The sequence below is a fragment of the Escherichia sp. 20412-1 genome (assembly GCF_003027595.1).
GTDB lineage: Bacteria > Pseudomonadota > Gammaproteobacteria > Enterobacterales > Enterobacteriaceae > Escherichia > Escherichia marmotae.
The window spans coordinates 15,681-40,043 of the sequence record NZ_PYQM01000027.1 but is presented as its reverse complement, the minus strand read 5'-3'; the positions used below and the strand labels follow the sequence as shown (position 1 = coordinate 40,043).

The 24,363-nt window shown below is 44.2% G+C and carries 26 protein-coding genes; 17 read left to right on the top strand and 9 right to left on the bottom strand.

The features are described 5' to 3' along the window. Nucleotides 1-54: 54 nt before the first annotated feature. Nucleotides 55-696, top strand: coding sequence for an orotate phosphoribosyltransferase (pyrE, locus tag C7B16_RS16970; protein ID WP_016249415.1), 642 nt, complete (start codon nucleotides 55-57; stop codon nucleotides 694-696). A 36-nt stretch (nucleotides 697-732) separates the two neighbouring features. Here pyrE and slmA read toward each other — a convergent pair whose 3' ends face one another. The 3 genes from slmA to coaBC form a co-directional block, all read right to left on the bottom strand. Then, nucleotides 733-1,329: a nucleoid occlusion factor SlmA gene (slmA, locus tag C7B16_RS16965; protein ID WP_000818603.1), complete on the bottom strand. Its 597-nt coding sequence runs from the start codon at nucleotides 1,327-1,329 to the stop codon at nucleotides 733-735. 106 nt (nucleotides 1,330-1,435) lie between these two features. Then, complete coding sequence (dut, locus tag C7B16_RS16960; protein ID WP_000976070.1) at nucleotides 1,436-1,894, bottom strand: dUTP diphosphatase; 459 nt, start codon at nucleotides 1,892-1,894, stop codon at nucleotides 1,436-1,438. After that, complete coding sequence (coaBC, locus tag C7B16_RS16955; protein WP_000050132.1) at nucleotides 1,872-3,092, bottom strand: bifunctional phosphopantothenoylcysteine decarboxylase/phosphopantothenate--cysteine ligase CoaBC; 1,221 nt, start codon at nucleotides 3,090-3,092, stop codon at nucleotides 1,872-1,874. The genes dut and coaBC overlap by 23 nt, the downstream gene beginning before the upstream one ends. 171 nt (nucleotides 3,093-3,263) lie before the next feature. Here coaBC and radC point away from each other — a divergent pair, with 171 nt between their 5' ends. The 4 genes from radC (at nucleotide 3,264) to mutM (ending at nucleotide 5,479) form a co-directional block, all read left to right on the top strand. Beyond that, nucleotides 3,264-3,932 carry a RadC family protein gene (radC, locus tag C7B16_RS16950; protein ID WP_001517452.1) on the top strand — a complete coding sequence of 223 codons (669 nt, stop codon included), beginning with the start codon at nucleotides 3,264-3,266 and terminating at the stop codon, nucleotides 3,930-3,932. Nucleotides 3,933-4,148: 216 nt separating this feature from the next. Continuing rightward, the gene (gene rpmB / locus C7B16_RS16945; RefSeq protein WP_000091955.1) at nucleotides 4,149-4,385 is read left to right on the top strand and encodes a 50S ribosomal protein L28; all 237 of its coding nucleotides are present in this window, start codon (nucleotides 4,149-4,151) and stop codon (nucleotides 4,383-4,385) included. Nucleotides 4,386-4,405: 20 nt separating this feature from the next. Continuing rightward, nucleotides 4,406-4,573: a 50S ribosomal protein L33 gene (rpmG, locus tag C7B16_RS16940; protein WP_001051798.1), complete on the top strand. Its 168-nt coding sequence runs from the start codon at nucleotides 4,406-4,408 to the stop codon at nucleotides 4,571-4,573. Nucleotides 4,574-4,669: 96 nt separating this feature from the next. Next, a complete protein-coding gene (mutM, locus tag C7B16_RS16935; RefSeq protein ID WP_001114550.1) occupies nucleotides 4,670-5,479 on the top strand; it encodes a bifunctional DNA-formamidopyrimidine glycosylase/DNA-(apurinic or apyrimidinic site) lyase in 810 nt (269 codons plus the stop codon). Nucleotides 5,480-5,517: 38 nt separating this feature from the next. On the opposite strand, the gene coaD is transcribed toward mutM, so the two are convergent. Together coaD and waaA are read right to left on the bottom strand one after the other, a co-directional pair. Next, nucleotides 5,518-5,997, bottom strand: coding sequence for a pantetheine-phosphate adenylyltransferase (gene coaD, locus C7B16_RS16930; protein WP_001171877.1), 480 nt, complete (start codon nucleotides 5,995-5,997; stop codon nucleotides 5,518-5,520). 7 nt (nucleotides 5,998-6,004) lie between these two features. Continuing rightward, entirely contained in the window at nucleotides 6,005-7,282 is a 1,278-nt protein-coding gene (gene waaA / locus C7B16_RS16925; protein ID WP_000891578.1) for a lipid IV(A) 3-deoxy-D-manno-octulosonic acid transferase, read from the bottom strand. A gap of 406 nt (nucleotides 7,283-7,688) precedes the next feature. Here waaA and rfaQ point away from each other — a divergent pair, with 406 nt between their 5' ends. From rfaQ to C7B16_RS16875, 10 genes are all read left to right on the top strand, one after another. Further along, nucleotides 7,689-8,756, top strand: coding sequence for a lipopolysaccharide core heptosyltransferase RfaQ (rfaQ, locus tag C7B16_RS16920; protein WP_107179933.1), 1,068 nt, complete (start codon nucleotides 7,689-7,691; stop codon nucleotides 8,754-8,756). After that, nucleotides 8,756-9,880, top strand: a complete 1,125-nt coding sequence (gene rfaG / locus C7B16_RS16915; RefSeq protein WP_000634289.1) for a lipopolysaccharide glucosyltransferase I — start codon at nucleotides 8,756-8,758, stop codon at nucleotides 9,878-9,880. Before rfaQ ends, rfaG begins: the two co-directional genes overlap by 1 nt. Continuing rightward, nucleotides 9,873-10,670, top strand: coding sequence for a lipopolysaccharide core heptose(I) kinase RfaP (rfaP, locus tag C7B16_RS16910; RefSeq protein WP_061090976.1), 798 nt, complete (start codon nucleotides 9,873-9,875; stop codon nucleotides 10,668-10,670). The genes rfaG and rfaP overlap by 8 nt, the downstream gene beginning before the upstream one ends. A gap of 35 nt (nucleotides 10,671-10,705) precedes the next feature. After that, the gene (gene rfaS / locus C7B16_RS16905; RefSeq protein WP_107179932.1) at nucleotides 10,706-11,641 is read left to right on the top strand and encodes an LPS core biosynthesis protein RfaS; all 936 of its coding nucleotides are present in this window, start codon (nucleotides 10,706-10,708) and stop codon (nucleotides 11,639-11,641) included. Between the two features lie 43 nt (nucleotides 11,642-11,684). Continuing rightward, entirely contained in the window at nucleotides 11,685-12,764 is a 1,080-nt protein-coding gene (waaB, locus tag C7B16_RS16900; RefSeq protein ID WP_105270815.1) for a lipopolysaccharide 1,6-galactosyltransferase, read from the top strand. Beyond that, nucleotides 12,764-13,783: a lipopolysaccharide 3-alpha-galactosyltransferase gene (gene waaO / locus C7B16_RS16895; RefSeq protein WP_105263475.1), complete on the top strand. Its 1,020-nt coding sequence runs from the start codon at nucleotides 12,764-12,766 to the stop codon at nucleotides 13,781-13,783. The genes waaB and waaO overlap by 1 nt, the downstream gene beginning before the upstream one ends. Nucleotides 13,784-13,822: 39 nt before the next feature. Further along, on the top strand, nucleotides 13,823-14,839 hold the full coding sequence (rfaJ, locus tag C7B16_RS16890) for a lipopolysaccharide 1,2-glucosyltransferase RfaJ (protein WP_000376837.1): 1,017 nt from the start codon (nucleotides 13,823-13,825) through the stop codon (nucleotides 14,837-14,839). Between the two features lie 17 nt (nucleotides 14,840-14,856). Beyond that, the gene (gene rfaY / locus C7B16_RS16885; RefSeq protein WP_107179931.1) at nucleotides 14,857-15,555 is read left to right on the top strand and encodes a lipopolysaccharide core heptose(II) kinase RfaY; all 699 of its coding nucleotides are present in this window, start codon (nucleotides 14,857-14,859) and stop codon (nucleotides 15,553-15,555) included. Between the two features lie 74 nt (nucleotides 15,556-15,629). After that, nucleotides 15,630-16,481 carry a 3-deoxy-D-manno-oct-2-ulosonate III transferase WaaZ gene (waaZ, locus tag C7B16_RS16880; RefSeq protein ID WP_000790282.1) on the top strand — a complete coding sequence of 284 codons (852 nt, stop codon included), beginning with the start codon at nucleotides 15,630-15,632 and terminating at the stop codon, nucleotides 16,479-16,481. Between the two features lie 32 nt (nucleotides 16,482-16,513). Next, nucleotides 16,514-17,587 carry a glycosyltransferase family 9 protein gene (locus C7B16_RS16875; RefSeq protein WP_105281920.1) on the top strand — a complete coding sequence of 358 codons (1,074 nt, stop codon included), beginning with the start codon at nucleotides 16,514-16,516 and terminating at the stop codon, nucleotides 17,585-17,587. A gap of 25 nt (nucleotides 17,588-17,612) precedes the next feature. Here C7B16_RS16875 and C7B16_RS16870 read toward each other — a convergent pair whose 3' ends face one another. Genes C7B16_RS16870 through rfaD form a run of 4 tightly spaced genes read right to left on the bottom strand, consistent with a single transcriptional unit; the run spans nucleotide 17,613 to nucleotide 21,839 of the window. After that, nucleotides 17,613-18,878, bottom strand: a complete 1,266-nt coding sequence (locus C7B16_RS16870; protein ID WP_107179930.1) for an O-antigen ligase family protein — start codon at nucleotides 18,876-18,878, stop codon at nucleotides 17,613-17,615. Between the two features lie 9 nt (nucleotides 18,879-18,887). Then, nucleotides 18,888-19,847 carry a lipopolysaccharide heptosyltransferase RfaC gene (gene rfaC, locus C7B16_RS16865; RefSeq protein WP_001264628.1) on the bottom strand — a complete coding sequence of 320 codons (960 nt, stop codon included), beginning with the start codon at nucleotides 19,845-19,847 and terminating at the stop codon, nucleotides 18,888-18,890. A gap of 3 nt (nucleotides 19,848-19,850) precedes the next feature. Further along, a complete protein-coding gene (gene rfaF / locus C7B16_RS16860) occupies nucleotides 19,851-20,897 on the bottom strand; it encodes an ADP-heptose--LPS heptosyltransferase RfaF (protein WP_000699256.1) in 1,047 nt (348 codons plus the stop codon). A 9-nt stretch (nucleotides 20,898-20,906) separates the two neighbouring features. Next, nucleotides 20,907-21,839, bottom strand: coding sequence for an ADP-glyceromanno-heptose 6-epimerase (gene rfaD, locus C7B16_RS16855; protein WP_000587764.1), 933 nt, complete (start codon nucleotides 21,837-21,839; stop codon nucleotides 20,907-20,909). A gap of 213 nt (nucleotides 21,840-22,052) precedes the next feature. Here rfaD and kbl point away from each other — a divergent pair, with 213 nt between their 5' ends. Then, the gene (gene kbl, locus C7B16_RS16850; protein ID WP_001213851.1) at nucleotides 22,053-23,249 is read left to right on the top strand and encodes a glycine C-acetyltransferase; all 1,197 of its coding nucleotides are present in this window, start codon (nucleotides 22,053-22,055) and stop codon (nucleotides 23,247-23,249) included. 9 nt (nucleotides 23,250-23,258) lie between these two features. Then, a complete protein-coding gene (gene tdh, locus C7B16_RS16845; RefSeq protein ID WP_000645981.1) occupies nucleotides 23,259-24,284 on the top strand; it encodes an L-threonine 3-dehydrogenase in 1,026 nt (341 codons plus the stop codon). Nucleotides 24,285-24,363 lie beyond the last annotated feature (79 nt).

Below are 24,363 nucleotides of genomic sequence, written 5' to 3'. Positions count from 1 at the left end.
ACTGATGAGTCGCCTTTTTTTTGTCTGTAGAAAAGTAAGATGAGGAGCGAAGGCATGAAACCATATCAGCGCCAGTTTATTGAGTTTGCGCTTGGCAAACAGGTATTAAAGTTTGGTGAGTTTACGCTGAAATCCGGGCGTAAAAGCCCCTATTTCTTCAACGCCGGACTATTTAATACCGGGCGCGACCTGGCACTGTTAGGCCGTTTTTACGCTGAAGCGTTAGTGGATTCTGGCATTGAGTTCGATCTGCTGTTTGGCCCCGCTTACAAAGGTATTCCGATCGCGACCACAACCGCTGTGGCACTGGCGGAGCATCATGACCTTGACCTGCCATACTGCTTTAACCGCAAAGAAGCAAAAGACCACGGCGAAGGTGGCAATCTGGTTGGTAGCGCGTTACAAGGACGAGTAATGCTGGTGGATGATGTGATCACCGCCGGAACGGCGATTCGTGAGTCGATGGAAATTATTCAGGCCAATGGCGCGACGCTTGCTGGCGTGCTGATTTCGCTCGATCGTCAGGAACGTGGTCGTGGCGAGATATCAGCGATTCAGGAAGTTGAGCGTGATTACAACTGCAAAGTGATCTCTATCATCACCCTGGAAGACCTGATTGCTTATCTGGAAGAGAAGCCGGACATGGCGGAACATCTGGCAGCCGTTAAGGCTTATCGCGAAGAGTACGGGGTTTGATAAAAAACGCCGGATGGTAAGTCATCCGGCGTCATTTTATTGCAACTGCGCGGCAATCAACGGCCAGCGAGCGTCAAAGTCATCCGTCGGGCGGTATTTAAACTCGCTGCGGACAAAACGAGACAGCATCCCTTCACAAAATGCCAGAAGTTGGCTTGCCAGCAACGTTTCATCGGTGGTGTAACCTTCACCCTCACGCATTCTCTTTTCACGCAATACCTGACGCAGTTGCGCTTCAATACGCTCGAACAGTTGGTTGATGCGCCCTTGCAGGCGGTCTTGTTCGAACATTAGCGCATGGCCGGTGAGGATACGGGTTAGGCCTGGATTACGCTCGCCAAAACCGAGAAGTAGCAACACAATCAGACGCAGACGCGCAGTGGTGTCCTTCTCATCTTTCAGAATCAGATTAATGCGAGTAATCAGGCTATCTTCGATAAACTCAATCAGGCTATCGAACATGCGGGTCTTACTGGGGAAGTGGCGATACAGAGCCGCTTCGGAAACGCCGACAGAGGCGGCCAGTTTCGCCGTCGTGATACGTTGGCTTCCATCGCTGGATTCCAGCATCAGCGCCAGAGACTGAAGTATTTCTTCGCGACGGTTCCTTTTCGCAGTTTGTTTTTCTGCCATGTTACAAAATACCCCTGAAAATAAGCACTTGCCAGGCGGCACCCACGCTATGACCGCAAACAAAATGTTTGCGGCGATGTTATGACGTTATTGGGATGCGTATGTGTTACTGACGACCAGAGTGACCAAAGCCGCCTTCACCGCGGTCAGTAGCGTCAAAATCTTCCACCAGATTAAATTCAGCCTGTACCACCGGAACAAAAATCATCTGTGCGATACGTTCACCAGGTTGAATGGTGAAGCTGTCCTGACCACGGTTCCATACAGAGATCATCAATTGGCCCTGATAGTCGGAATCGATCAATCCCACCAGGTTGCCGAGCACGATACCGTGCTTATGGCCCAGCCCGGAGCGCGGCAGCATCATCGCCGCCAGTGAAGGATCGGCAATATGAATCGCCAGTCCGGTCGGCACAAGTGTCGTGTCGCCCGGTGCCAATTCTACGGCGTCGTCGAGGCAAGCGCGCAGGTCAAGTCCGGCAGAACCAGAAGTGGCATAAGTCGGGAGTGGAAATTCCTTCCCAACGCGCGGGTCCAGAATCTTAACGTCGATTTTCTTCATCATAACGGGTCACAATCTCGTCGAGTAATAATTGGCCAAGGAGCTCTTTTCGCTCAAGCGGTAAGATTTTATCGCCATCTTGCCAGAAAAGGTGTAATGCGTTTTTGTCGCTATTAAAGCCTTGAGTTGGCTGGGAAACATCGTTCGCGCAGATCAGATCAAGGTTTTTACGGATACGTTTTTGTCGGGCGTATTCTTCCACATTATTTGTTTCGGCCGCAAATCCAACAACATAAGGCCGATGGTCTTTTAATGCGGCAACACCGGCGACGATATCGGGGTTTTTAACCATTTTTATTGTTAATTCATCGCCCGGCGTGGCCTGCTTTTTGATTTTTTCGCGGGCAACGGTAGCTGCGCGATAATCCGCAACGGCAGCGCAACCGATAAATATATTTTGCTGTTGTACAGAAGCCTTCACGGCCGCTTCCATCTCCAGTGCGGTTATCACGTCAATACGTTTCACAAACGGTGGCGTCGGTAGCGAAACCGGGCCAGAAACCAGCGTGACGTTTGCTCCTCTACGTGCTGCTGCTGCGGCAATGGCGAATCCCATCTTGCCGGAGCTGTGATTAGAGATGTAACGCACCGGATCGAGTGGTTCACGTGTCGGACCCGCGGTAATCATAATATTCAGATGTTTCAGGTCGTTGACGGGGGAGAAATGGGCCACCGCCATATCAACAATGGTTAACGGATCGAGCATTCGCCCTGGGCCGATATCACCACAGGCCTGGCTGCCGCTATCTGGCCCCCAGATCAACAAACCTCGCGAGGCAAGTACCTCTAAATTATGCTGAGTAGCTGCAGCCCGATACATCTGCTGGTTCATTGCTGGCAGCACGGCAACAGGCGCAGGCGTCGCAAGGCAAATCGTTGATACCAGATCATTCGCCATACCTGCAGCAACGCGGGCAATCAAATCCGCTGTCGCTGGAGCAAGAATCACTAAATCAGCCCATTTTCCCAGCTCAATATGGCCCATTGCCGCTTCGGCAGCCGGGTCCAGCAGACTGTCGGAAACGGGATAACCAGAGACTGCCTGCAAGCTAAGTGGAGTGATAAAGGCTTTTGCCGCTTCGGTCATGGCTACACGGACGTCGGCTCCGCGATCGCGCAAACGACGCACCAGTTCAGGGGTTTTATAGGCAGCAATACCGCCGCTGACGCCGAGAACGATTTTTTTACCGGCCAGGCTCATGATGATTTTTCCTGTTGGGTGACACCAGAAGTTGGCGATTTTATCACAATACTTTTGTTGTCGTGCTTTCACCTGAGAATCACTTTGCGAGGCGCTTTCCAGGATTGAAAACTGACCGTCGATTTAACCAAACGACTATGACAGGATGCGCCCTCCACAAAGGAGGTGAAGGTGAAAAGCAATGCTGACTTGTTGATGCCACGTGAAAAAATGCTGAAGTTGGGTATTAGCGCGTTAACGGATATTGAACTGCTGGCGCTGTTTCTGCGTACAGGAACGCACGGAAAAGATGTGCTAACCCTGGCAAAAGAGATGCTGGAGAATTTCGGCTCTCTTTACGGCTTGTTATCCTCTGAATATGAACAAGTTAGAGGCGTTCATGGAATAGGTGTGGCGAAATTCGCCCAGTTAAAGGGGATTGCCGAACTGGCCCGGCGTTACTACAACGTGCGGATACGCGAAGAAAGCCCGTTACTTAGCCCGGAGATGACGCGCGAGTTTTTACAAAGCCAGCTTACGGGCGAAGAGCGCGAGATCTTTATGGTGATCTTTCTCGACACTCAACACCGGGTACTTACTCACAGCCGATTGTTTTCCGGCACACTAAACCATGTGGAAGTCCATCCGCGTGAGATTGTTCGGGAAGCGATAAAAATAAACGCGGCGGCACTGATCCTTGCCCATAATCACCCTTCGGGTTGTGCTGAACCCAGTAAAGCGGATAAACTCATCACCGAACGGATAATAAAAAGTTGTCAGTTCATGGATTTACGCGTGCTCGACCATATCGTGATTGGGCGTGGAGAGTATGTTTCTTTTGCCGAACGCGGCTGGATTTAACCCGCTATGCGCGATCCTTCGGGATCTTTGTCTGTTCGGGACTTGAGCACATCGCTGAGTCAGCGTATACTACGCCACCTTTGAGAATCTCGGGTTTGGCATTTGGGCCTGGCAATCGAGAGTTCACATAGAACTGCGATGACCGGGCTGTAAAGCCTGACGAGGCGCCAATACCCCATACGAAGCTCGAGCTAATTTGATTTTTGGAGAATAGACATGTCCCGAGTCTGCCAAGTTACTGGCAAGCGTCCGGTGACCGGTAACAACCGTTCCCACGCACTGAACGCGACTAAACGCCGTTTCCTGCCTAACCTGCACTCTCACCGTTTCTGGGTTGAGAGCGAGAAGCGTTTTGTCACCCTGCGCGTATCTGCTAAAGGTATGCGTGTAATCGATAAAAAAGGCATCGATACAGTTCTGGCTGAACTGCGTGCCCGTGGCGAAAAGTACTAAGTACTTAGAGGAAATAAATCATGGCTAAAGGTATTCGTGAGAAAATCAAGCTGGTTTCTTCTGCTGGTACTGGTCACTTCTATACCACTACGAAGAACAAACGTACTAAGCCGGAAAAACTGGAACTGAAAAAATTCGATCCAGTTGTACGCCAGCACGTGATCTACAAAGAAGCGAAAATCAAATAATTCTCGCTTTGATGTAATAAAAACCTCGCTCCGGCGGGGTTTTTTGTTATCTGCTTGCCCCCATATTGACTGCATCTGTTCATTCCAGGAGATGCTATGCCTGAATTACCAGAAGTTGAAACCAGCCGCCGCGGCATTGAACCGCATCTCGTTGGCGCGACCATTCTTCATGCGGTGGTCCGCAACGGGCGTTTGCGCTGGCCAGTCTCGGAAGAAATCTACCGTCTAAGTGACCAGCCGGTGCTTAGTGTGCAGCGCCGCGCTAAATATCTGCTGCTGGAATTGCCGGAAGGCTGGATCATCATTCATCTGGGTATGTCTGGCAGTCTGCGCATACTTACGGAAGAACGTCCTCCTGAAAAGCATGACCATGTTGATTTGGTGATGAGCAACGGCAAAGTGCTGCGATATACCGATCCTCGTCGCTTTGGTGCCTGGTTGTGGACCAAAGAGCTGGAAGGACACAATGTGTTGGCACATCTTGGACCGGAGCCGCTTAGCGATGATTTCAACGGCGAATACCTGCATCAGAAATGCGCGAAGAAAAAGACAGCGATTAAACCCTGGCTGATGGATAACAAGCTGGTGGTGGGCGTGGGGAATATCTATGCCAGCGAGTCACTGTTTGCTGCGGGGATCCATCCGGATCGGCTGGCGTCATCGCTGTCGCTGGCGGAGTGCGAACTGCTGGCACGGGTGATTAAAGCAGTGTTACTGCGTTCTATTGAGCAGGGCGGCACGACGCTGAAAGATTTTCTGCAAAGCGACGGAAAACCAGGTTATTTCGCGCAGGAATTACAGGTTTACGGGCGTAAAGGCGAACCGTGTCGGGTTTGTGGTACGCCGATTGTGGCGACTAAACATGCGCAGCGGGCGACATTTTATTGCCGACAGTGCCAGAAGTAATTCATGCGAGCCGGATGGCATTCCATCCGGCATAAAAGCTACGCTAACTTCGCCATCAGCGCCTGATGGACATTCTTCGGCAGGAAATGGGTGACATCACCCTGATGGCGCGCAACTTCTTTCACCAACGATGAAGAAATAAACGACCACTCTTTCGAAGGCATCAAGAAGACGCTTTCCAGTTCCGGCATTAAGTGGCGATTCATATGCGCCAGTTGCATTTCATATTCAAAATCTGCTACCGCACGCAGGCCACGAATCAGTACCGTGGCTTGTTGATTACGGGCGAAGTTCGCCATCAAATCACTAAAACCGACCACTTCAACGTTATCCAGATGTGCGGTTGCCTGCTGAGCCAGCGCCACACGCTCTCCCAGGGTAAACATTGGTTTTTTACTGGGGCTGGCGGCAATCGCCAGAATAACGTGATCGAACATCTGCGTAGCGCGCGTCACGATATCGATATGACCATTGGTAATGGGATCGAAAGTCCCCGGATAAATCGCCCGTTTTTGCATAACAACCTCAATGCGTTTTCGGTGGCAGGTAAGGTTCCAGCAGTTGAAGCAGACGCTGCAGCGCGCCCTGGTTTTGATACAGCACTTCAACGGCATGACGGCCATAGAAACTACGGTAATCGGCGTCAGTGAGCAAAGAGGAAACCTCTTTTGCCAGTGACGCGGCATCGGTGACGGTAATCAGCCCGCTTGCCTGCTCCAGCCGTGCGCAAATGTCTTTAAAGTTAAAAGTATGCGGCCCCATCAGTACCGGAATAGCGTGTGCGGCGGCTTCCAGCGGATTATGCCCACCGCGTTCGACCAATGAACCGCCAACAAAAGCGAGATCGGCAATGCCATACAGCAGCATCAGCTCGCCCATCGTATCGCCAATTACCACTTGTGTACTGGCGGAAGGGATTTCTCCGGAAGAGCGTGTGATATAGCTTAGCCCAGCCTGGCGGACAAGGTTAATCGCATCCGGGAAGCGTTCCGGATGACGTGGAACAAGAATGAGCAATAAATTAGGGAACTGCTGCAACAGCGCCTGATGTGCGGCAATCACCACACTCTCTTCGCCATCGTGAGTGCTGGTGGCAATCCATACCGGACGATGAGGAGCCCACTGGCGGCGCAGCGTTACTGCTTTAGCGGCTAGCTGCGGAGTTACTGAGATATCGAATTTCAGGCTACCAGTCACAGTCACCTGATTATTTTTTGCGCCCAGCGCTACAAAACGCGCGCCATCTTCTTCGTTTTGCGCGGCGATTAGTGTAATACGACGCAACAAGCGACGAACAAATTTGCCCAGTTTGGCGTAACCCGCCGCAGAGCGTGCAGAAAGTCGCGCGTTGGCGATAACCAGCGGGATCTTGCGCTTATGTAGTGCCGCAATCAGGTTAGGCCACAGCTCCGTTTCCATAATCAACACCAGTTTAGGATCGACTTTATTAAGAAAACGGTTGAGCGCATCGGGTAGATCGTAAGGCAGATAGACGTGCTGAACATCTTTACCGAAAGCAGATTGCACGCGTTCCGAGCCGGTCGGCGTCATAGTCGTGACGGTAATTGGCAAATCAGGATAGCGATGACGCAGCGCGCGCACCAACGGGATCGCCGCCAGGGTTTCACCGACGGAGACGGAGTGCAGCATGATGCCGCCTTGTTTCAGCGGATGGCGGTAAAAACCGTAACGTTCACCCCAGCGTTTTCGATAGGCCGGAGCCTTACGTCCGCGCACCCAAAGCCGTATCCAGATCAACGGCTGAATAAGGTAGAGAAGGGCGGTGTAAAGCAATTCAAGCATAATAAATAGCTGACTTATGGATGTGCTGGGGATTCTATGTATTTAGCTGGGGCTTTACCATTACTTTTCCCGTTTTTGACTTAAATAGCTTCTGTTTGGCCTGAACTGCCGCTACATCTCCAGTTTTTTTGTATTTTTATGCGATTTATTGAAACTCGACCCTATTTTCAACTCTACATCGGCTATACCGGTATTATCTGCGCGCTTTTTCTTATCTATATGATTTTTATGATTAAAACATATTTTGTGTATAAAAATCATTCGGGTCGGATTGCTGCGAAAGAAATGCTACACTAGCACGTCAAAGTAAGTACGTTATCAGTATTCAGGTAGCTGTTGAGCCTGGGGCGGTAGCGTGCTTTTTTTCTGCTTAACTTAACCAGACAATCATACAAAAGAGTCGCTAGTGGAAAAGCCATTTCGAAAAATCCTGGTCATAAAGATGCGATATCATGGAGATATGTTATTAACCACTCCTGTCATCAGTACGCTCAAGCAGAATTATCCTGATGCAAAAATCGATATGCTGCTTTATCAGGACACCATCCCTATTTTGTCTGAAAACCCGGAAATTAATGCGCTCTACGGTATAAGCAATAAAAGTGCAGGAACATTCGATAAAATTAAAAATGTGCTTTCATTGATAAAAACTCTGCGTGCGAATAATTACGACCTGGTCATTAATCTTACGGATCAGTGGATGGTGGCACTGTTGGTACGTTGTTTACCCGCACAGGTGAAAATATCGCAACTTTATGGTCATCGGCAGCATAGCATCTGGAAAAAAAGCTTTACACACTTAGCGCCAATACACGGCACACATATTGTTGAGCGTAATTTATCGGTCCTTGAGCCATTAGGTATTACCGATTTCTACACTGATACAACAATGAGTTACGCCGAAGATTGCTGGAAGAAGATGCGCCAGGAATTAGATGCTCTGGGCGTGAAAGAGCATTATGTTGTTATCCAGCCGACTGCTCGTCAGATATTTAAGTGCTGGGATAACGATAAATTTTCTAAGGTTATCGATGCGTTGCAACAGCGAGGGTATCAGGTTGTGCTGACCTGCGGGCCTTCGGCAGATGATCTCGCCTGTATCGATGAAATAGTGCAAGGCTGCCAAACAAAACCAGTCGCTGGCCTTGCGGGTAAAACACGGTTTACTGAACTGGGTGCTTTAATTGATCATGCCGTACTCTTTATTGGTGTGGATTCTGCACCAGGACATATTGCAGCGGCAGTGAAAACGCCAATAATTAGTTTATTTGGTGCAACTGATCACATATTCTGGCGTCCCTGGACTGAGAATATTATTCAATTCTGGGCGGGGAATTATCAGCAAATGCCGAGCCGACATGAACTTGACCGCAATAAAAAATATCTTTCTGTTATCCCCGCGGAAGATGTTATCGCCGCTACGGAAAAGCTGCTGCCAGAAGATGTCCCTTCAGTTGACAGGAATGCACAATAATGATCGTGGCGTTTTGTTTATATAAATATTTTCCTTTTGGTGGGCTTCAACGTGATTTTATGCGTATTGCATCAACCGTTGCCGCACGAGGCCACCATGTTCGGGTCTATACGCAGTCGTGGGAAGGTGAGTGCCCAAAAACATTTGAGCTTATTCATGTGCCAGTTAAGTCCCATACCAACCATGGACGCAATGCAGAATATTATGCCTGGGTACAAAATCATCTCAAAGCGCATCCCGCTGATCGCGTTGTTGGGTTTAATAAGATGCCTGGGTTGGATGTTTATTTTGCCGCTGATGTTTGTTACGCCGAGAAAGTTGCGCAAGAAAAAGGTTTTTTATATCGTCTAACATCACGTTATCGTCATTATGCCGCATTTGAGCGAGCGACTTTCGAGCATGGTAAATCGACGAAACTCATGATGCTGACTGATAAGCAAATCACCGATTTCCAGAAGCATTATCAAACTGAACCTGAACGTTTTAAAATTCTTCCCCCCGGCATCTATCCGGACAGAAAATACAGCGAGCAAATCCCAAATAGCCGTGAAATTTATCGCCAGAAAAATGGCATAAAAGAGCAACAAAACTTATTGCTACAAGTTGGATCAGATTTTGTTCGTAAAGGTGTGGATCGCTCAATTGAAGCTTTGGCAGCGTTACCGGAATCATTACGCCACAATACGCTTTTGTTTGTTGTTGGCCAGGATAAACCGCGAAAATTCGAAGTGCTGGCAGAAAAACTCGGCGTGCGGAGCAACGTGCATTTCTTTTCCGGTCGCAATGATGTGTCAGAATTAATGGCTGCAGCCGATTTATTATTGCATCCCGCTTATCAGGAAGCTGCTGGTATCGTTCTCCTTGAAGCGATCACTGCTGGATTACCTGTTTTGACAACAGCGGTATGCGGCTACGCGCATTATATTGCCGATGCCAATTGTGGAACGGTTATCGCTGAACCTTTCTCCCAGGAACAATTAAATGAAGTTTTACGTAAATCATTAACACAATCTTCATTGCGAATGGCCTGGGCGGAGAATGCTCGCCATTATGCCGATACTCAGGATTTGTATAGCTTGCCAGAGAAAGCCGCGGATATCATTACAGGTGGTTTAGATGGTTGAATTAAAAGAGCCGCTTGCCACACTTTGGCGTGGTAAAGATGCTTTTGCCGAAGTTAAGGAACTGAATGGCGAGGTCTTCCGCGAACTGGAGACACGTCGCACATTACGCTTTGAACTGTCCGGGAAAAGCTATTTTCTTAAATGGCACAAGGGGACAACATTAAAAGAGATTATAAAAAATCTGCTCTCATTGCGGATGCCCGTTTTGGGTGCAGACAGAGAGTGGCATGCTATTCATCGCCTGAGTGATGTCGGTGTTGATACGATGAATGGCATTGGGTTTGGTGAAAAAGGTTTAAATCCATTAACCCGTACATCATTTATTATTACCGAAGATCTCACTCCCACGATTAGCCTTGAAGATTATTGTGCAGATTGGGCAGTCAACCCACCTGATGTGCGTATTAAACGTATGTTGATCACGCGAGTGGCAACCATGGTGCGTAAAATGCACGCAGCAGGGATAAATCACCGTGACTGTTACATTTGCCACTTTTTGCTTCATTTGCCATTTACTGGCCGGGAAGATGAATTAAAAATTTCGGTTATCGATCTACATCGGGCGCAGATACGCTCAAAAGTACCGCGCCGTTGGCGCGATAAAGACTTGATTGGCTTATATTTCTCATCAATGAATATTGGTCTGACGCAGAGAGATATATGGCGATTTATGAAGGTTTATTTTGGAATGCCTTTACGTACAATATTCTCTCTTGAACGAAATTTATTAAACATGGCAAGCATTAAGGCCGAACGTATTAAAGAGCGAACACAACGAAAAGGTTTATAAAATATTTATCAGTATGTACTGGAACTAACTTTATTATGACTATTTATTTTATAAACTGGGTTGCAGATTATGAATTAAAAATGATCCAGTACCTGAAAAGAAAGCACAAGATAAAAAATATAACAACACCAAAGAAATATAACTGGATTAACAAGAAGATCTTGAAAATAGGGATGGATAATGCATGGCTGGGACGATTATTCATAAAACATTACCTCAGTGATGTTAAAAAAGATGATATCATTATCTTTAATGACAGTGTGATTAATAAAGGTATCAACAAACAAATCTTAAAAAATATCAACTGTCATAAAGTTCTACTTCTAAGAAATACTGTTAGTGACGATTTTATTTCTGATAATACTAATTATTTCGATGTTATATATGATTTTGAGCATAGATTTATAGGGAATAAAAAGATCAAAGCAATAGATCAGTTTTTTCCTGTAGGGATGGAAGATATTTCAAAATATAGTTTATCTGAAAATAATAACAGCCAGCCTATATGTTTTTTTCTTGGTCGTGATAAAGGGCGTCTTCAAATAATTAATGAATTAGCCGACAGACTAACAACATTAGGATGTAAGGTGGATTTTAATGTTGTTAAAGATAAAACATCGTCTCTGAATTCAAAGTATTTGCTTGAAAAGCAAATACCGTATGAAGAGAATATTAGAAAAACATTAAACGCTAATATAATTGTTGATATAACTAAAGAAAACCAATCTGGTTGGACACTTCGTATACTTGAAGCACTATTTTTTAATAAAAAATTAATTACTAATAATACAAATATACTGGGTTCAGAAATTTATAGTGAGTCTCGTTTTTTTATAATAGGTCATGATGATTGGGATAAATTAGAGTATTTTATTAACTCATCTGTTAAACCAATGGATTATGATAATTTATATAAATTCAGTCCTGATAAAATGATGTCAACAATTGTTGCTGATTTTATAGGCAAATAAAACTATTAAAACAGTGAGTTTTACTCAATTAATGAGAGTTTCTATGAAAATAGCATTTATCGGAGAAGCGGTTTCTGGATTTGGTGGCATGGAAACGGTTATCCGCGATGTCATTAATACCTTCAGGCAACAACACATCCAAAGTGAAATGTTTTTCTTTTGTCGCAATGACAAAATGGATAAGGGATGGTTGGAAGGTATTGAATACTCGTGTTCATTTTCCAATATTCGGTTAGGTTTTTTGCGTCGAACGAAACATATTCATGCTTTAAGCAAATGGCTTCAGGATTATCAGCCAGATGTTGTTATTTGTATTGACGTTATCTCGTGTTTGTATGCGGCCAAAGCACGTAAAAAATCAGGAATTGATGTGCCAGTATTTTCATGGCCACATTTTTCTTTAGATCACAAAAAACATGCTGAATATGTCACCTGTGCCGACTATCATTTAGCAATCAGCTCTGGCATTAAACAGCAAATGATTAATCGGGGTGTACCAGAATCGACGATAAATGTTATTTTTAATCCAGTCGAAGCTAAAGACACAGTCATTCCTGCGCCTGAGGAAGGCGAAACGGCAACGTTCATTTATGTTGGGCGTATGAAATTCGAGGGACAGAAGCGGGTTAAAGACCTCCTTGATGGCTTATCACAAGCTCAAGGTAACTGGAAACTCCATGTATTGGGTGATGGCTCCGATTTTGAAAAATGCCAGGCTTATAGTAGAGAATTAAATATTGATGATCGAATTGTCTGGTATGGTTGGCAACAACATCCTTGGGAATTAGTCCAGCAAGATATTAAAAAAGTGAGTGCGTTATTACTCACGTCATCTTTTGAAGGTTTCCCAATGACTTTACTTGAAGCTTTATCATGGGGAATTCCTTGTATCAGTGCCGATTGTGTCTCCGGACCTGCTGACATTATTCAATCTGATGTTAATGGTCATCTGTATCAACCGGGAGATATTACTAGTTTTGTAACTCTTCTGAATAAATATATAGCAGGTGAAATTCATATCGAACATGGAAAAATTCCTTCATCGATAGATAAGTTTTATAAACCGAAGTATTACGACAGATTACATAAGATAATTATTTCTGCTATTTCCCGGAGGAAATAATGCAGCAGGTGTTTTTCCAGGAAACTGAGTTTCTTAATTCAGTTATTGATTATAATCATAAAGTAGAAACAGAAAATCTTTGTCTGGACATCGCTTATGGAACTGACAAAAATTTTCTTTTTGGTTGCGGAATATCGATTGCTTCTATATTAAAATATAATGAAGGAAGTCGATTGTGTTTCCATATTTTTACTGATTATTTTGGTGATGATGATCGTAAGTATTTTGATGCCCTGGCGTTACAGTATAAAACCAGAATTAAAATATATCTGATTAATGGTGATCGACTTCGATCATTGCCAAGTACCAAGAACTGGACTTATGCAATATATTTTCGATTTATTATTGCGGATTACTTTATTAATAAGGTGCCTAAAGTCCTTTATCTGGATGCAGATATCATTTGCCAGGGGGCTATTGAGCCACTAATCAAATTCTCGTTTCCAGACTATAAAGTCGCAATGGTTGTTACGGAAGGCCAGGCTGACTGGTGGGAAAAACGCGCACATTCGTTAGGTGTTGCGGGGATTGCTAAAGGTTACTTTAACTCCGGTTTTTTATTTATCAATACAGAACAATGGGCAGTCGAGCAGGTTTCTGCGCGAGCCATTGCAATGTTAAATGAACCAGAAATAATCAAAAAAATAACACATCCTGATCAGGATGTATTAAATATGCTGCTGGCAGACAAACTTATTTTTGCTGATATTAAATATAACACCCAGTTTAGCTTAAATTATCAACTCAAAGAAAGTTTTAAAAACCCAGTAAACGAAAATACTATTTTTATCCATTATATCGGTCCAACCAAGCCCTGGCATGACTGGGCCTGGGATTATCCTGTATCACAAGCCTTTATGGAGGCAAAAAATGCTTCGCCATGGAAGAATACGGCGTTGCTGAAACCTAACAATAGCAATCAATTAAGGTATAGCGCAAAACATATGCTTAAAAAGCATAGATATCTAAAAGGATTTAGCAATTATCTTTTGTATTTTATTAAAAAGATAATGCATTAAAGCTGGGAAACTATAAAATAATGATATAAGGGTAGCATTGTGGACTCATTTCCTGCCATAGAGATAGATAAAGTTAAAGCCTGGGATTTTCGGCTAGCTGATATAAATACTTCTGAATGTTTAAATGTTGCCTATGGTGTCGATGCTAATTATCTTGATGGTGTAGGTGTTTCTATCACATCAATTGTTCTAAATAATCGACATATTAATCTTGATTTTTATATTATTGCTGATATCTACAATGATGATTTTTTTCAAAAAGTCGCAAAACTTGCAGAACAATACCAATTAAGAATCACGTTATATAGAATTAATACTGATAAGCTTCAGTGCTTGCCTTGTACACAGGTCTGGTCAAGAGCAATGTACTTTCGCTTATTTGCATTTCAATTATTGGGTTTAACGCTTGATCGTTTGCTTTATCTTGATGCGGATGTTGTTTGTAAAGGTGATATTAGCCCGCTATTGCATCTGGATTTAAACGGAGCGGTGGCTGCTGTTGTTAAAGATGTTGAGCCAATGCAGGAAAAGGCAGTGTCAAGGTTGTCTGATCCTGAACTACTGGGGCAGTACTTTAATTCTGGTGTCGTTTATTTAGACTTAAAAAAATGGGTTGACGCAAAACTAACAGAAAAAGCGTTGTCTATTCTTATGAGCAAAGATAATATTTATAAATATCCTGACCAGGATGTTATGAATGTCTTACTGAAGGGAATGACAATATTTTTACCTCGTGAGTACAATACAATTTATACAATTAAAAGTGAATTAAAAGATAAAACACATCAAAACTATAAAAAGTTGATTACAGAAAGTACTCTTCTTATTCATTATACAGGTGCTACTAAACCGTGGCACAAATGGGCAATATATCCATCGGTGAAATACTATAAAATAGCGTTAGAAAATTCCCCCTGGAAAGATGACTCTCCGCGAGATGCAAAATCAATTATTGAATTTAAAAAAAGATATAAACATCTGTTAGTGCAACATCATTATATCTCAGGAATCATAGCAGGAGTCTGTTATCTTTGCCGAAAATATTACCGTAAATAACATTTAACTGGTTTATCATGATTCAGAAGAGCAAGATCAAAGACTTAGTTGTTTTTACCGATGAAAACAATTCAAAGTATCTCAATGTATTAAATGACTTCTTGTCTTATAATATAAATATCATCAAAGTTTTTCGTTCTATTGATGATACGAAAGTCATGCTTATTGATACCGATTACGGTAAATTAATACTTAAGGTCTTTTCTCCGAAAGTTAAGCGTAACGAACGTTTCTTTAAGTCGCTGTTAAAAGGTGATTATTACGAACGTCTTTTTGAGCAAACTCAAAAAGTACGAAATGAAGGGTTAAATACCCTCAATGATTTTTATTTGTTGGCTGAGCGAAAAACCTTACGATTCGTCCATACTTATATCATGATTATCGAGTACATTGATGGTGTAGAGTTGTGTGATATACCCGATATTGATGATGTGCTAAAAAATAAAATTCAGCAATCAATTAATTCATTGCATCAACATGGTATGGTTTCTGGTGATCCTCATCGTGGTAACTTCATTATAAAAAATGGTGAGGTTAGAATTATTGATCTTTCAGGAAAACGCGCTTCAGCACAGCGTAAAGCGAAAGATCGTATTGATTTAGAGCGTCATTACGGTATTAAAAATGAGATTAAAGATCTAGGTTATTATCTTTTAGTATATCGTAAAAAAATGCGCAATTTTATGCGGCGTTTGAAAGGGAAACCAGCACGCTAAAATAGAAATATCCAACAATTACGTGTCTTCACCAGGACAGTTTTAAGCGGAGTTATTTATTTCACAGGTTTATCATGAAGAATATTAGATACATTGACAAAAAAGATGTTGAAAACCTGATAGAAAATAAGACATCTGATGATGTTATTATTTTTCTGTCTGGTCCCACATCGCAAAAGACGCCTTTGTCGATATTACGGGCAAAGGATATTATTGCTGTCAATGGTTCAGCGCAATATCTGTTAAGTCATAATATTGTTCCCTTTATATATGTACTTACAGATGTTCGCTTTTTACATCAGCGTCGTGATGATTTTTATAAATTTAGCCAGAGAAGTCGTTATACCATAGTAAACATTGACGTTTATGAACACGCTTCCGAAGAAGATAAACTTTATATCCTCCAGAACTGCCTTGTATTACGGTCTTTTTACCGCCGGGAAAAAGGTGGTTTTATAAAGAAGATCAAATTTAATATATTGAGTCAGATTCACAAAGAACTGCTGATCTCTGTACCTTGGTCTAAAAGAGGTCGTCTGGTCGGATTTTGCAAGGACATCAGTCTTGGTTATTGCTCATGTCACACTATTGCCTTTGCTGCAATTCAAATAGCATATTCACTGAAGTATGCACGGATTATTTGTTCTGGTCTGGATTTAACTGGTAGCTGCTCGCGATTCTATGATGAAAATAATAATCCCATGCCCTCAGAATTGAGTAGGGATTTATTCAAAATATTACCATTTTTCCGCTTTATGCGTGATAATGTAGAAGATATTAATATTTATAATTTATCTGATGATACAGCTATTTCTTACGATGTAATTCCATTCATTAAACTTCAAGAAATCAGTACCGAAGAATCAAAAGATGAGACAAGAATAAAAATACAATATGAAGTCTCAACTGATTCTTATGCTAATTAAACATCATGAAACTAAAATAATATGGTATAAAAATGCGCCTAGGAACTTTTCATAAAAAGAAAAGATTTTATATAAACAAAATCAAGATTAATTTCCTTTCTTTTATATTTCGTAGGGAAATTAATAATCAAGTTACAGAACCTGCGCAAGTTAAATCATGTCTTATAATTCATGATAATAATAAACTCGGTGATCTAATTGTATTAAGTTCGATTTATCGTGAACTTTACAGTAAAGGGGTTAAAATAACCATTCTCACAAATAGAAAGGGTGGGGAGTTTCTCTCTAATAATAAAAATATATTTGATTTCTGTATTAAAGAATCAACTGGCTTCCTTAAAATGCTTAGTCTATGTAAGCATCTGCGGGATTTACAGTTCGATATTGTATTAGACCCCTTTGAAACTATGCCTTCATTTAAGCATAGTTTAATATTATCAAGTTTAAAAGATTCTTACATTTTGGGTTTTGATCAATGGTATAAGCGTTACTATTCATTTTACCATCCCCACGATGAATATTTAAAAGAACACATGAGTACACGAGCAACAGAAATACTGAAGCATATTTATGGTGAGGGTGAATTTTCCACCGACTACGACTTGCATTTACCTGTAGATGTTGAAAATAAAATAAAAGATTTTATTGGGAATACAAAAATAGTCATCATTAACCCATTAGGTGCAAAAAAAATATGCCGACTTACTCCTGAACAAATAAAATTTATATATCAAGAAGTGAAGATATGGTTTAAAAATTATCGAGTGATATTTACCGGGTTACCGCAAGATTTATTGACAATACCAATATCTGAAATTGAAACACTACCTTTCAACGAATTTATTTATACTGTTGCGTTGACCAGGTATAGTGATTTTGTCATTTCTGTTGATACAGCTCTTGTTCATATCGCTGCGGCTTATCATAAACCAACGCTTGCATTTTATCCTAATTCACGTGCTCCGGAATATCCCTCACATTTAATTTGGGCTCCGAATAATCATCAATCTATACAAATAGTATCCCCAACATTTACGGTAAAAGATATCGATACTGAAACTTTAACTGATTCAGTAAAGAGATTAAGTTGTATAGATAAGAAGTGAGTTTTAACTCACTTCTTAAACTTGTCTATTCTTGATTAATAGTATTGTTGCGATTATTAATAACGAGTAAGAGAACTATGGCGGATATAACGATAATTGGAATGCTGCGTGCCCATATGATCACATCACTGAGTCCAACCCCCATAATACCAAGCGTTAATATCAACAAACCCAATGCGCGTTTTTTATATGCTGTATAAAATAGTGAGAAATAGAAGAATATAGTGGAAAAAATTCCCATCATACCTTTCAGTGAAGCAGCTTCAATTATCTCATTATGCAGATGTACGTTAGAAAAATCTAATGCCCCTCTCAGTCTGCTGTGTTCTGCGACTAACAAATTCATACTTTCAGCGCGCGACTCTGCAGATCTAAATGAAAAAGGTGATTCTTTGAATATATCTAAACCAATTTCATACATTGCTAGTCTTGCACCTAAGGAAGTCACGCTATTAGCATTGGTGTAACTGTTTAAATCATTTAACGCTTCATTATAACGATATTGAATTGGTTTATTAAATATAATTACAACACTAGCCAATATGGTAATTAGTAGAATGATAGCGGTGCTGAATTTTTTTGGTGATTTGTTATAATAAGCTATTAATGCAACAGTACAAATCACAGGGAAGAGCAGTAGGGTTGCTCTGGTTTGTGTTAGTGCCAGAACATAAAGCACCGCGCAACTATTTAATAAAAATAAAAAAGGATGATTTTTTTTAGTATAAAGAATTGCAACACCACTAACTATGCCTATTAACATAGTTGAATATGCCGCTCCTGTTGCCGTTCCTATACCAAAAGAAATGCGATCATGTTCATAAATGCTATTAATATAAAATGCATATGTGGCAATTATAAATGACAGAGAATACATAACATATAATGCAATTTCTTTTTTTTGTTTTAGTTTGCTGGTAAGGGCTAAAAAAACAATAAAAGAACCAAATAAAAATATTTTGGCAGTATTTAAGTAATTATGGTAAGTAGCACGAAATGGTGAGTTATCTACTTTAAATAAAGAATACCAAATTAAATCAAGCAATCCTATAAAAAATATAGAAAGGGGAAGAATAAGTTTTTTTATATTATAATTTCCTTGTCTACCACGTAAAATTAGTGATAATAAGCAAACTACAGCAGTGATATTATATATCTTTATGCTGAAAGTGTTATCGACGAATGCAATTATCAACGAAAAAAAACTTAATATATAAGTCATTATCTCTAAAATCGTAGATGATTTTAGAGCATAAGGTTTCCATGATTGGAGTTTAATGAAGGTTGGCATGTTTTACCTTTATAATGATGATAATTTTTCCAAAACTGCGTGACCGTTGAGATTAATTAAGCTTTTCCCCGGGGCCCTACAAACCACCTGATTCTTCCCATACCCGCCAATTAATCCCGGATCGGTCGGTCCATAAACAGTGATATTGGGTTTATCCAGAGCCGCAGTTAAATGGCTTAACCCCGTATCTACCGAAACCACGAATTTCGCCCCGGCCAGCACTCGGGCAACTCCTTCCAGACTCATCTTCGGCAATACGTCGACATAATCAAATCCCTCCGCCAGCCTTTTCGCCCGAGCTTCTTCATGCGGTGCGCCCCAAGGGAGTTTAATGCGGATCCCCGAATCTGCCAGCAAGCCGATTAATTCTCGCCAGTGCTCTTCCGGCCAGTGCTTATCATCACGGGTCGTGGCATGCAGAAATACAGCATATTCACCAGCATCCGGTAGTGGATTTGTCAGGAAATGCTGCGCAATAGCATAATCGCCCTGGGTTTGTGGTTTGCTATACCCCAGGCTTTTAGCGAACAACTCACGGGTTCGTTCTACGGCGTGCTGCTGTTTCGCAATATGGTGCTTGCGATTATAAAACAGGCTTGCCAGTGGTTCGCGAGCAGTTTGCCAGTCCATTCCATGCTTAACGCCATGCGCCAGACGTGTCACCAGCGCGGCACTTTTTACCAGTCCTTGCGCATCAATAATCGCGTCATAGTTTTCCGCCCGTAGCGCTTCACGAAACGCTTTCCGCTCTGCTTTAACAGGCGCTGAAAACCACGCTTTACGCCAGCGACGTATCGCTACCGGAATAACCCGCTCAACGGCGGCGTGCCAGGAAGGAATTTGTGCAAAACCTTCTTCCACCACCCAGTCAAACGTAATCCCTGGGATTGCCTGCTGTGCATCGGTGAGCGCGGGCAGCGTGTGGAGAACATCGCCCATCGACGATGTTTTGACGATCAGTACCCGCATCCGTCAGGCTTCCTCTTGTAACAACAGCGTGTTGAGTTCTTCCAGCACGAGTTGTGGCGTAATGTCGACCAGGCTCTGGTGATAACCCTCTGCGGCGTCACCTTTACGCACTTTGTGATAACCCGTAATCAGGCGGATCACCCGCGCTTTATGGGAAAGCGGCGGTGTGAAGTCCGGGCTGCTCGGGCCATACAGTGCAACCAGTGGGCGATTAAGCGCTGCTGCAACGTGCATCAGCCCTGAATCATTAGTGACAATGGCTTTACAAGCCGCAATCAGGATAACCGCTTGATCAAGCTGCGTTTCCCCTGCCAGATTACGACACCACGACTGCTGCTCGGTATTCAATGCCGCAAGGATCTCATTACCCGCTTCATGATCTTTAGCCGAGCCAAACAGAACCACCTGATAACCTTCATCAATGAGCTGTTTCGCCAGTTCCGCGTAGTGGTAGTGCGGCCAGCGTTTTGCCGGACCAAACTCTGCACCAGGGCAAAAGCCAATCATCGGGCGTTCTGATGAGAGGGAAAATTGATTACAGGTATACGATTTTTCACCTTCGCTCACCTGTAGCTGCGGCCATAGCAGTGGCTGCGGCAGATCTTGTGCTGTGCGCATAATGCCTTTGTCGTAGGCCAGCGCGACATAGCGTTCCACCATCAGTGGCCAGGCTTCTTTATCAAGTACGCGAACATCGTTGAGTAAACCATAGCGCATTTCACCACGCCAGCCGGTGCGATGAGGAATACCTGCGAAGAAAGGCACTAATGCTGATTTAAAGGAGTTGGGTAAGACGTAGGCGCGGTCGTAACGTTTTTCGCGCAGGCTATGCCCCAGCTTGCGGCGTTCGCTAATCTCCAGCGCCCCATGACCGAGGGGCATGGGAATGGCTTCGTTGACTTCCGGCATCCGCGACAATAACGGACGGCACCAGGCAGGTGCCATCACGTCGATTATCGCCTGGGGATAGCGCGCCTGGAGCGTACGATAGAGACTTTGCGACATCATCATGTCGCCAACCCAAGACGGGCCGATCACCAGTATTTTCATTCAAAGCTCTTATGCGTCGCGATTCAACCAGGCCATATATTCCGTTACGCCTTCGGCAACGGTTTTGAATGGTTTGTCATAACCCGCAGCACGCAGGTTAGTGAGATCTGCCTGGGTGAATGCCTGATAACGGCCTTTCAGTTTATCCGGGAACGGAATGTATTCGATCTGGCCTTTCTTGTGATAAGCCAGCGTCGCATCCGCCACGGCCTGGAAAGATTCTGCACGACCGGTGCCGAGGTTAAAGATGCCGGAAACGCCATTTTCCAGGAACCACAGGTTCACATCAGCCACGTCGCCCACGTAGACGAAGTCGCGTTTAAAGTTTTCGCTACCTTCGAACAGTTTCGGTGATTCACCGTTGTTAAGCTGAGTGTTGAGATGGAAAGCGACGCTCGCCATGCTGCCTTTATGGCCTTCACGCGGCCCATAAACGTTGAAGTAACGGAAACCGACAATCTGCGAGTTCGCTTCTGGCAGGATTTGACGAACATATTCATCAAACAGGAATTTTGAGTAACCGTAGACGTTCAGTGGTTTTTCGTATTCGCGGGATTCGATAAAGTCGGAGGTGCGTCCGCCATAGGTGGCTGCGGAAGATGCATACAGGAATGGGATTTCGCGTTCCAGACAGTAGTGCAGCAGCTCTTTGGAGTATTGATAGTTGTTATCCATCATATACTTGCCATCCCACTCGGTGGTGGAAGAGCACGCGCCTTCATGGAAAATCGCTTCGACATCACCGAACTCTTCGCCAGCCATAATCTGGATCAGGAAGTCTTCCTTATCCATATAGTCTGCGATATTCAGATCCACCAGGTTCACAAACTTGGTGCCGTCTTTCAGGTTGTCCACCACCAGAATATCGGTGATGCCTTTATCATTCAGGGCCTTAACGATGTTGCTGCCGATAAAGCCCGCGCCGCCGGTAACGATGATCATAACTGTAACCTTCGAATTATGGAGTCAGAGACAATCTCAGACACGAATACTTCTATCATATCACTACACGGCGTTGGCTTCAGCCATTCACCGAAAGTGAGAATGATGGGCGTTATTTATTCTAAATTTTACAGAAGTGTTAACGCGTCATCTCGTCGCGACCTGTAAGTTTGGGTAATATGTGCGGGAATTTGTCCTGTCTGGAGAGTCGCAATGCGTGGAGAATTTTATCAGCAGTTAACTAACGACCTGGAAACCGCAAGGGCGGAAGGGTTGTTTAAAGAAGAGCGCATTATCACGTCTGCGCAACAAGCGGACATCACTGTGGCTGATGGAAGCCACGTCATTAACTTTTGTGCCAATAACTATCTCGGGTTGGCGAACCATCCTGAGCTGATTGCGGCGGCAAAGGCGGGAATGGATTCTCACGGTTTCGGGATGGCTTCAGTACGTTTTATTTGCGGTACTCAGGATAGCCATAAAGAGCTTGAGCAGAAACTGGCAGCATTCCTGGGTATGGAAGATGCGATTCTCTACTCATCCTGTTTTGACGCCAACGGTGGCCTGTTTGAAACGCTGCTGGGCGCAGAAGACGCCATTATCTCTGACGCGCTGAATCACGCTTCGATCATTGACGGTGTGCGTCTGTGCAAAGCCAAACGCTATCGCTACGCCAATAACGATATGCAGGAGCTGGAAGCGCGGCTGAAAGAAGCGCGTGAATCCGGGGCGCGCCATGTGTTAATCGCCACCGATGGTGTGTTCTCTATGGATGGCGTAATTGCCAACCTGAAAGGAGTTTGCGATCTCGCGGATAAATACGACGCTTTGGTGATGGTCGATGACTCTCATGCTGTCGGTTTTGTCGGTGAAAACGGCCGCGGTTCTCATGAATACTGCGACGTGATGGGCCGTGTCGATATCATCACCGGCACGCTGGGTAAAGCGCTGGGCGGTGCTTCCGGCGGTTACACCGCGGCGCGCAAAGAAGTGGTTGAGTGGCTGCGCCAGCGTTCTCGTCCGTACTTATTTTCCAACTCGCTGGCACCGGCCATTGTCGCCGCTTCCATTAAAGTGCTGGAGATGGTCGAAGCGGGCAGTGAACTGCGTGACCGCCTGTGGGCGAACGCGCGTCAGTTCCGTGAGCAGATGTCAGCCGCTGGCTTTACCCTGGCGGGTGCCGATCACGCCATTATTCCGGTCATGCTTGGTGATGCTGTAGTGGCACAGAAATTTGCTCGTGAGCTGCAAAAAGAGGGCATTTACGTTACCGGTTTCTTCTATCCGGTCGTACCGAAAGGTCAGGCACGTATTCGTACCCAGATGTCTGCGGCGCATACTCCTGAGCAAATTACGCGTGCGGTCGAAGCGTTCACGCGTATTGGTAAACAACTGGGCGTTATCGCCTGAGGATGTGAGATGAAAGCGTTATCCAAACTGAAAGCGGAAGAGGGCATCTGGATGACCGACGTTCCTGAACCGGAACTCGGACATAACGACCTGCTGATTAAAATCCGTAAAACAGCCATCTGCGGGACTGACGTTCACATCTACAACTGGGATGAGTGGTCGCAAAAAACCATTCCGGTGCCAATGGTCGTAGGCCATGAATATGTTGGTGAAGTGGTTGGTATTGGCCAGGAAGTGAAAGGCTTCAAAATTGGCGATCGCGTTTCCGGTGAAGGCCATATTACTTGCGGTCATTGCCGTAATTGCCGTGGTGGTCGTACTCATCTGTGCCGCAACACGATCGGCGTCGGCGTTAATCGTCCGGGTTGCTTCGCTGAATATCTGGTGATCCCGGCATTCAACGCCTTCAAAATTCCCGACAATATCTCCGACGACTTAGCTGCGATTTTCGATCCGTTCGGTAATGCGGTACACACGGCGCTGTCGTTCGATCTGGTTGGCGAGGATGTGCTGGTTTCTGGTGCGGGGCCAATTGGTATTATGGCGGCGGCGGTAGCAAAACACGTCGGCGCACGCAACGTGGTGATCACCGACGTTAACGAATACCGTCTGGAGTTGGCGCGCAAAATGGGCATCACTCGCGCGGTTAACGTTGCCAAAGAAAACCTCAATGATGTAATGGCAGAACTCGGCATGACCGAAGGGTTTGATGTTGGTCTGGAGATGTCCGGTGCGCCAGCGGCGTTCCGCACCATGCTGGACACCATGAATCACGGCGGTCGTATTGCGATGCTGGGTATCCCGCCGTCTGACATGTCTATCGACTGGACAAAAGTGATCTTTAAGGGCTTGTTCATTAAAGGCATTTACGGCCGTGAGATGTTCGAAACCTGGTATAAAATGGCGGCGCTGATTCAGTCTGGTCTGGATCTCTCGCCAATCATTACCCATCGTTTCTCCATCGATGATTTCCAGAAAGGCTTTGACGCCATGCGTTCTGGCCAGTCCGGGAAAGTTATCCTGAGCTGGGATTAACACAAAAAAGGGCTGGCATTCCAGCCCTTTTTCCTGAGGATAATCCGTTAAATATGTAAAATCTTGTCAGTACAATAAA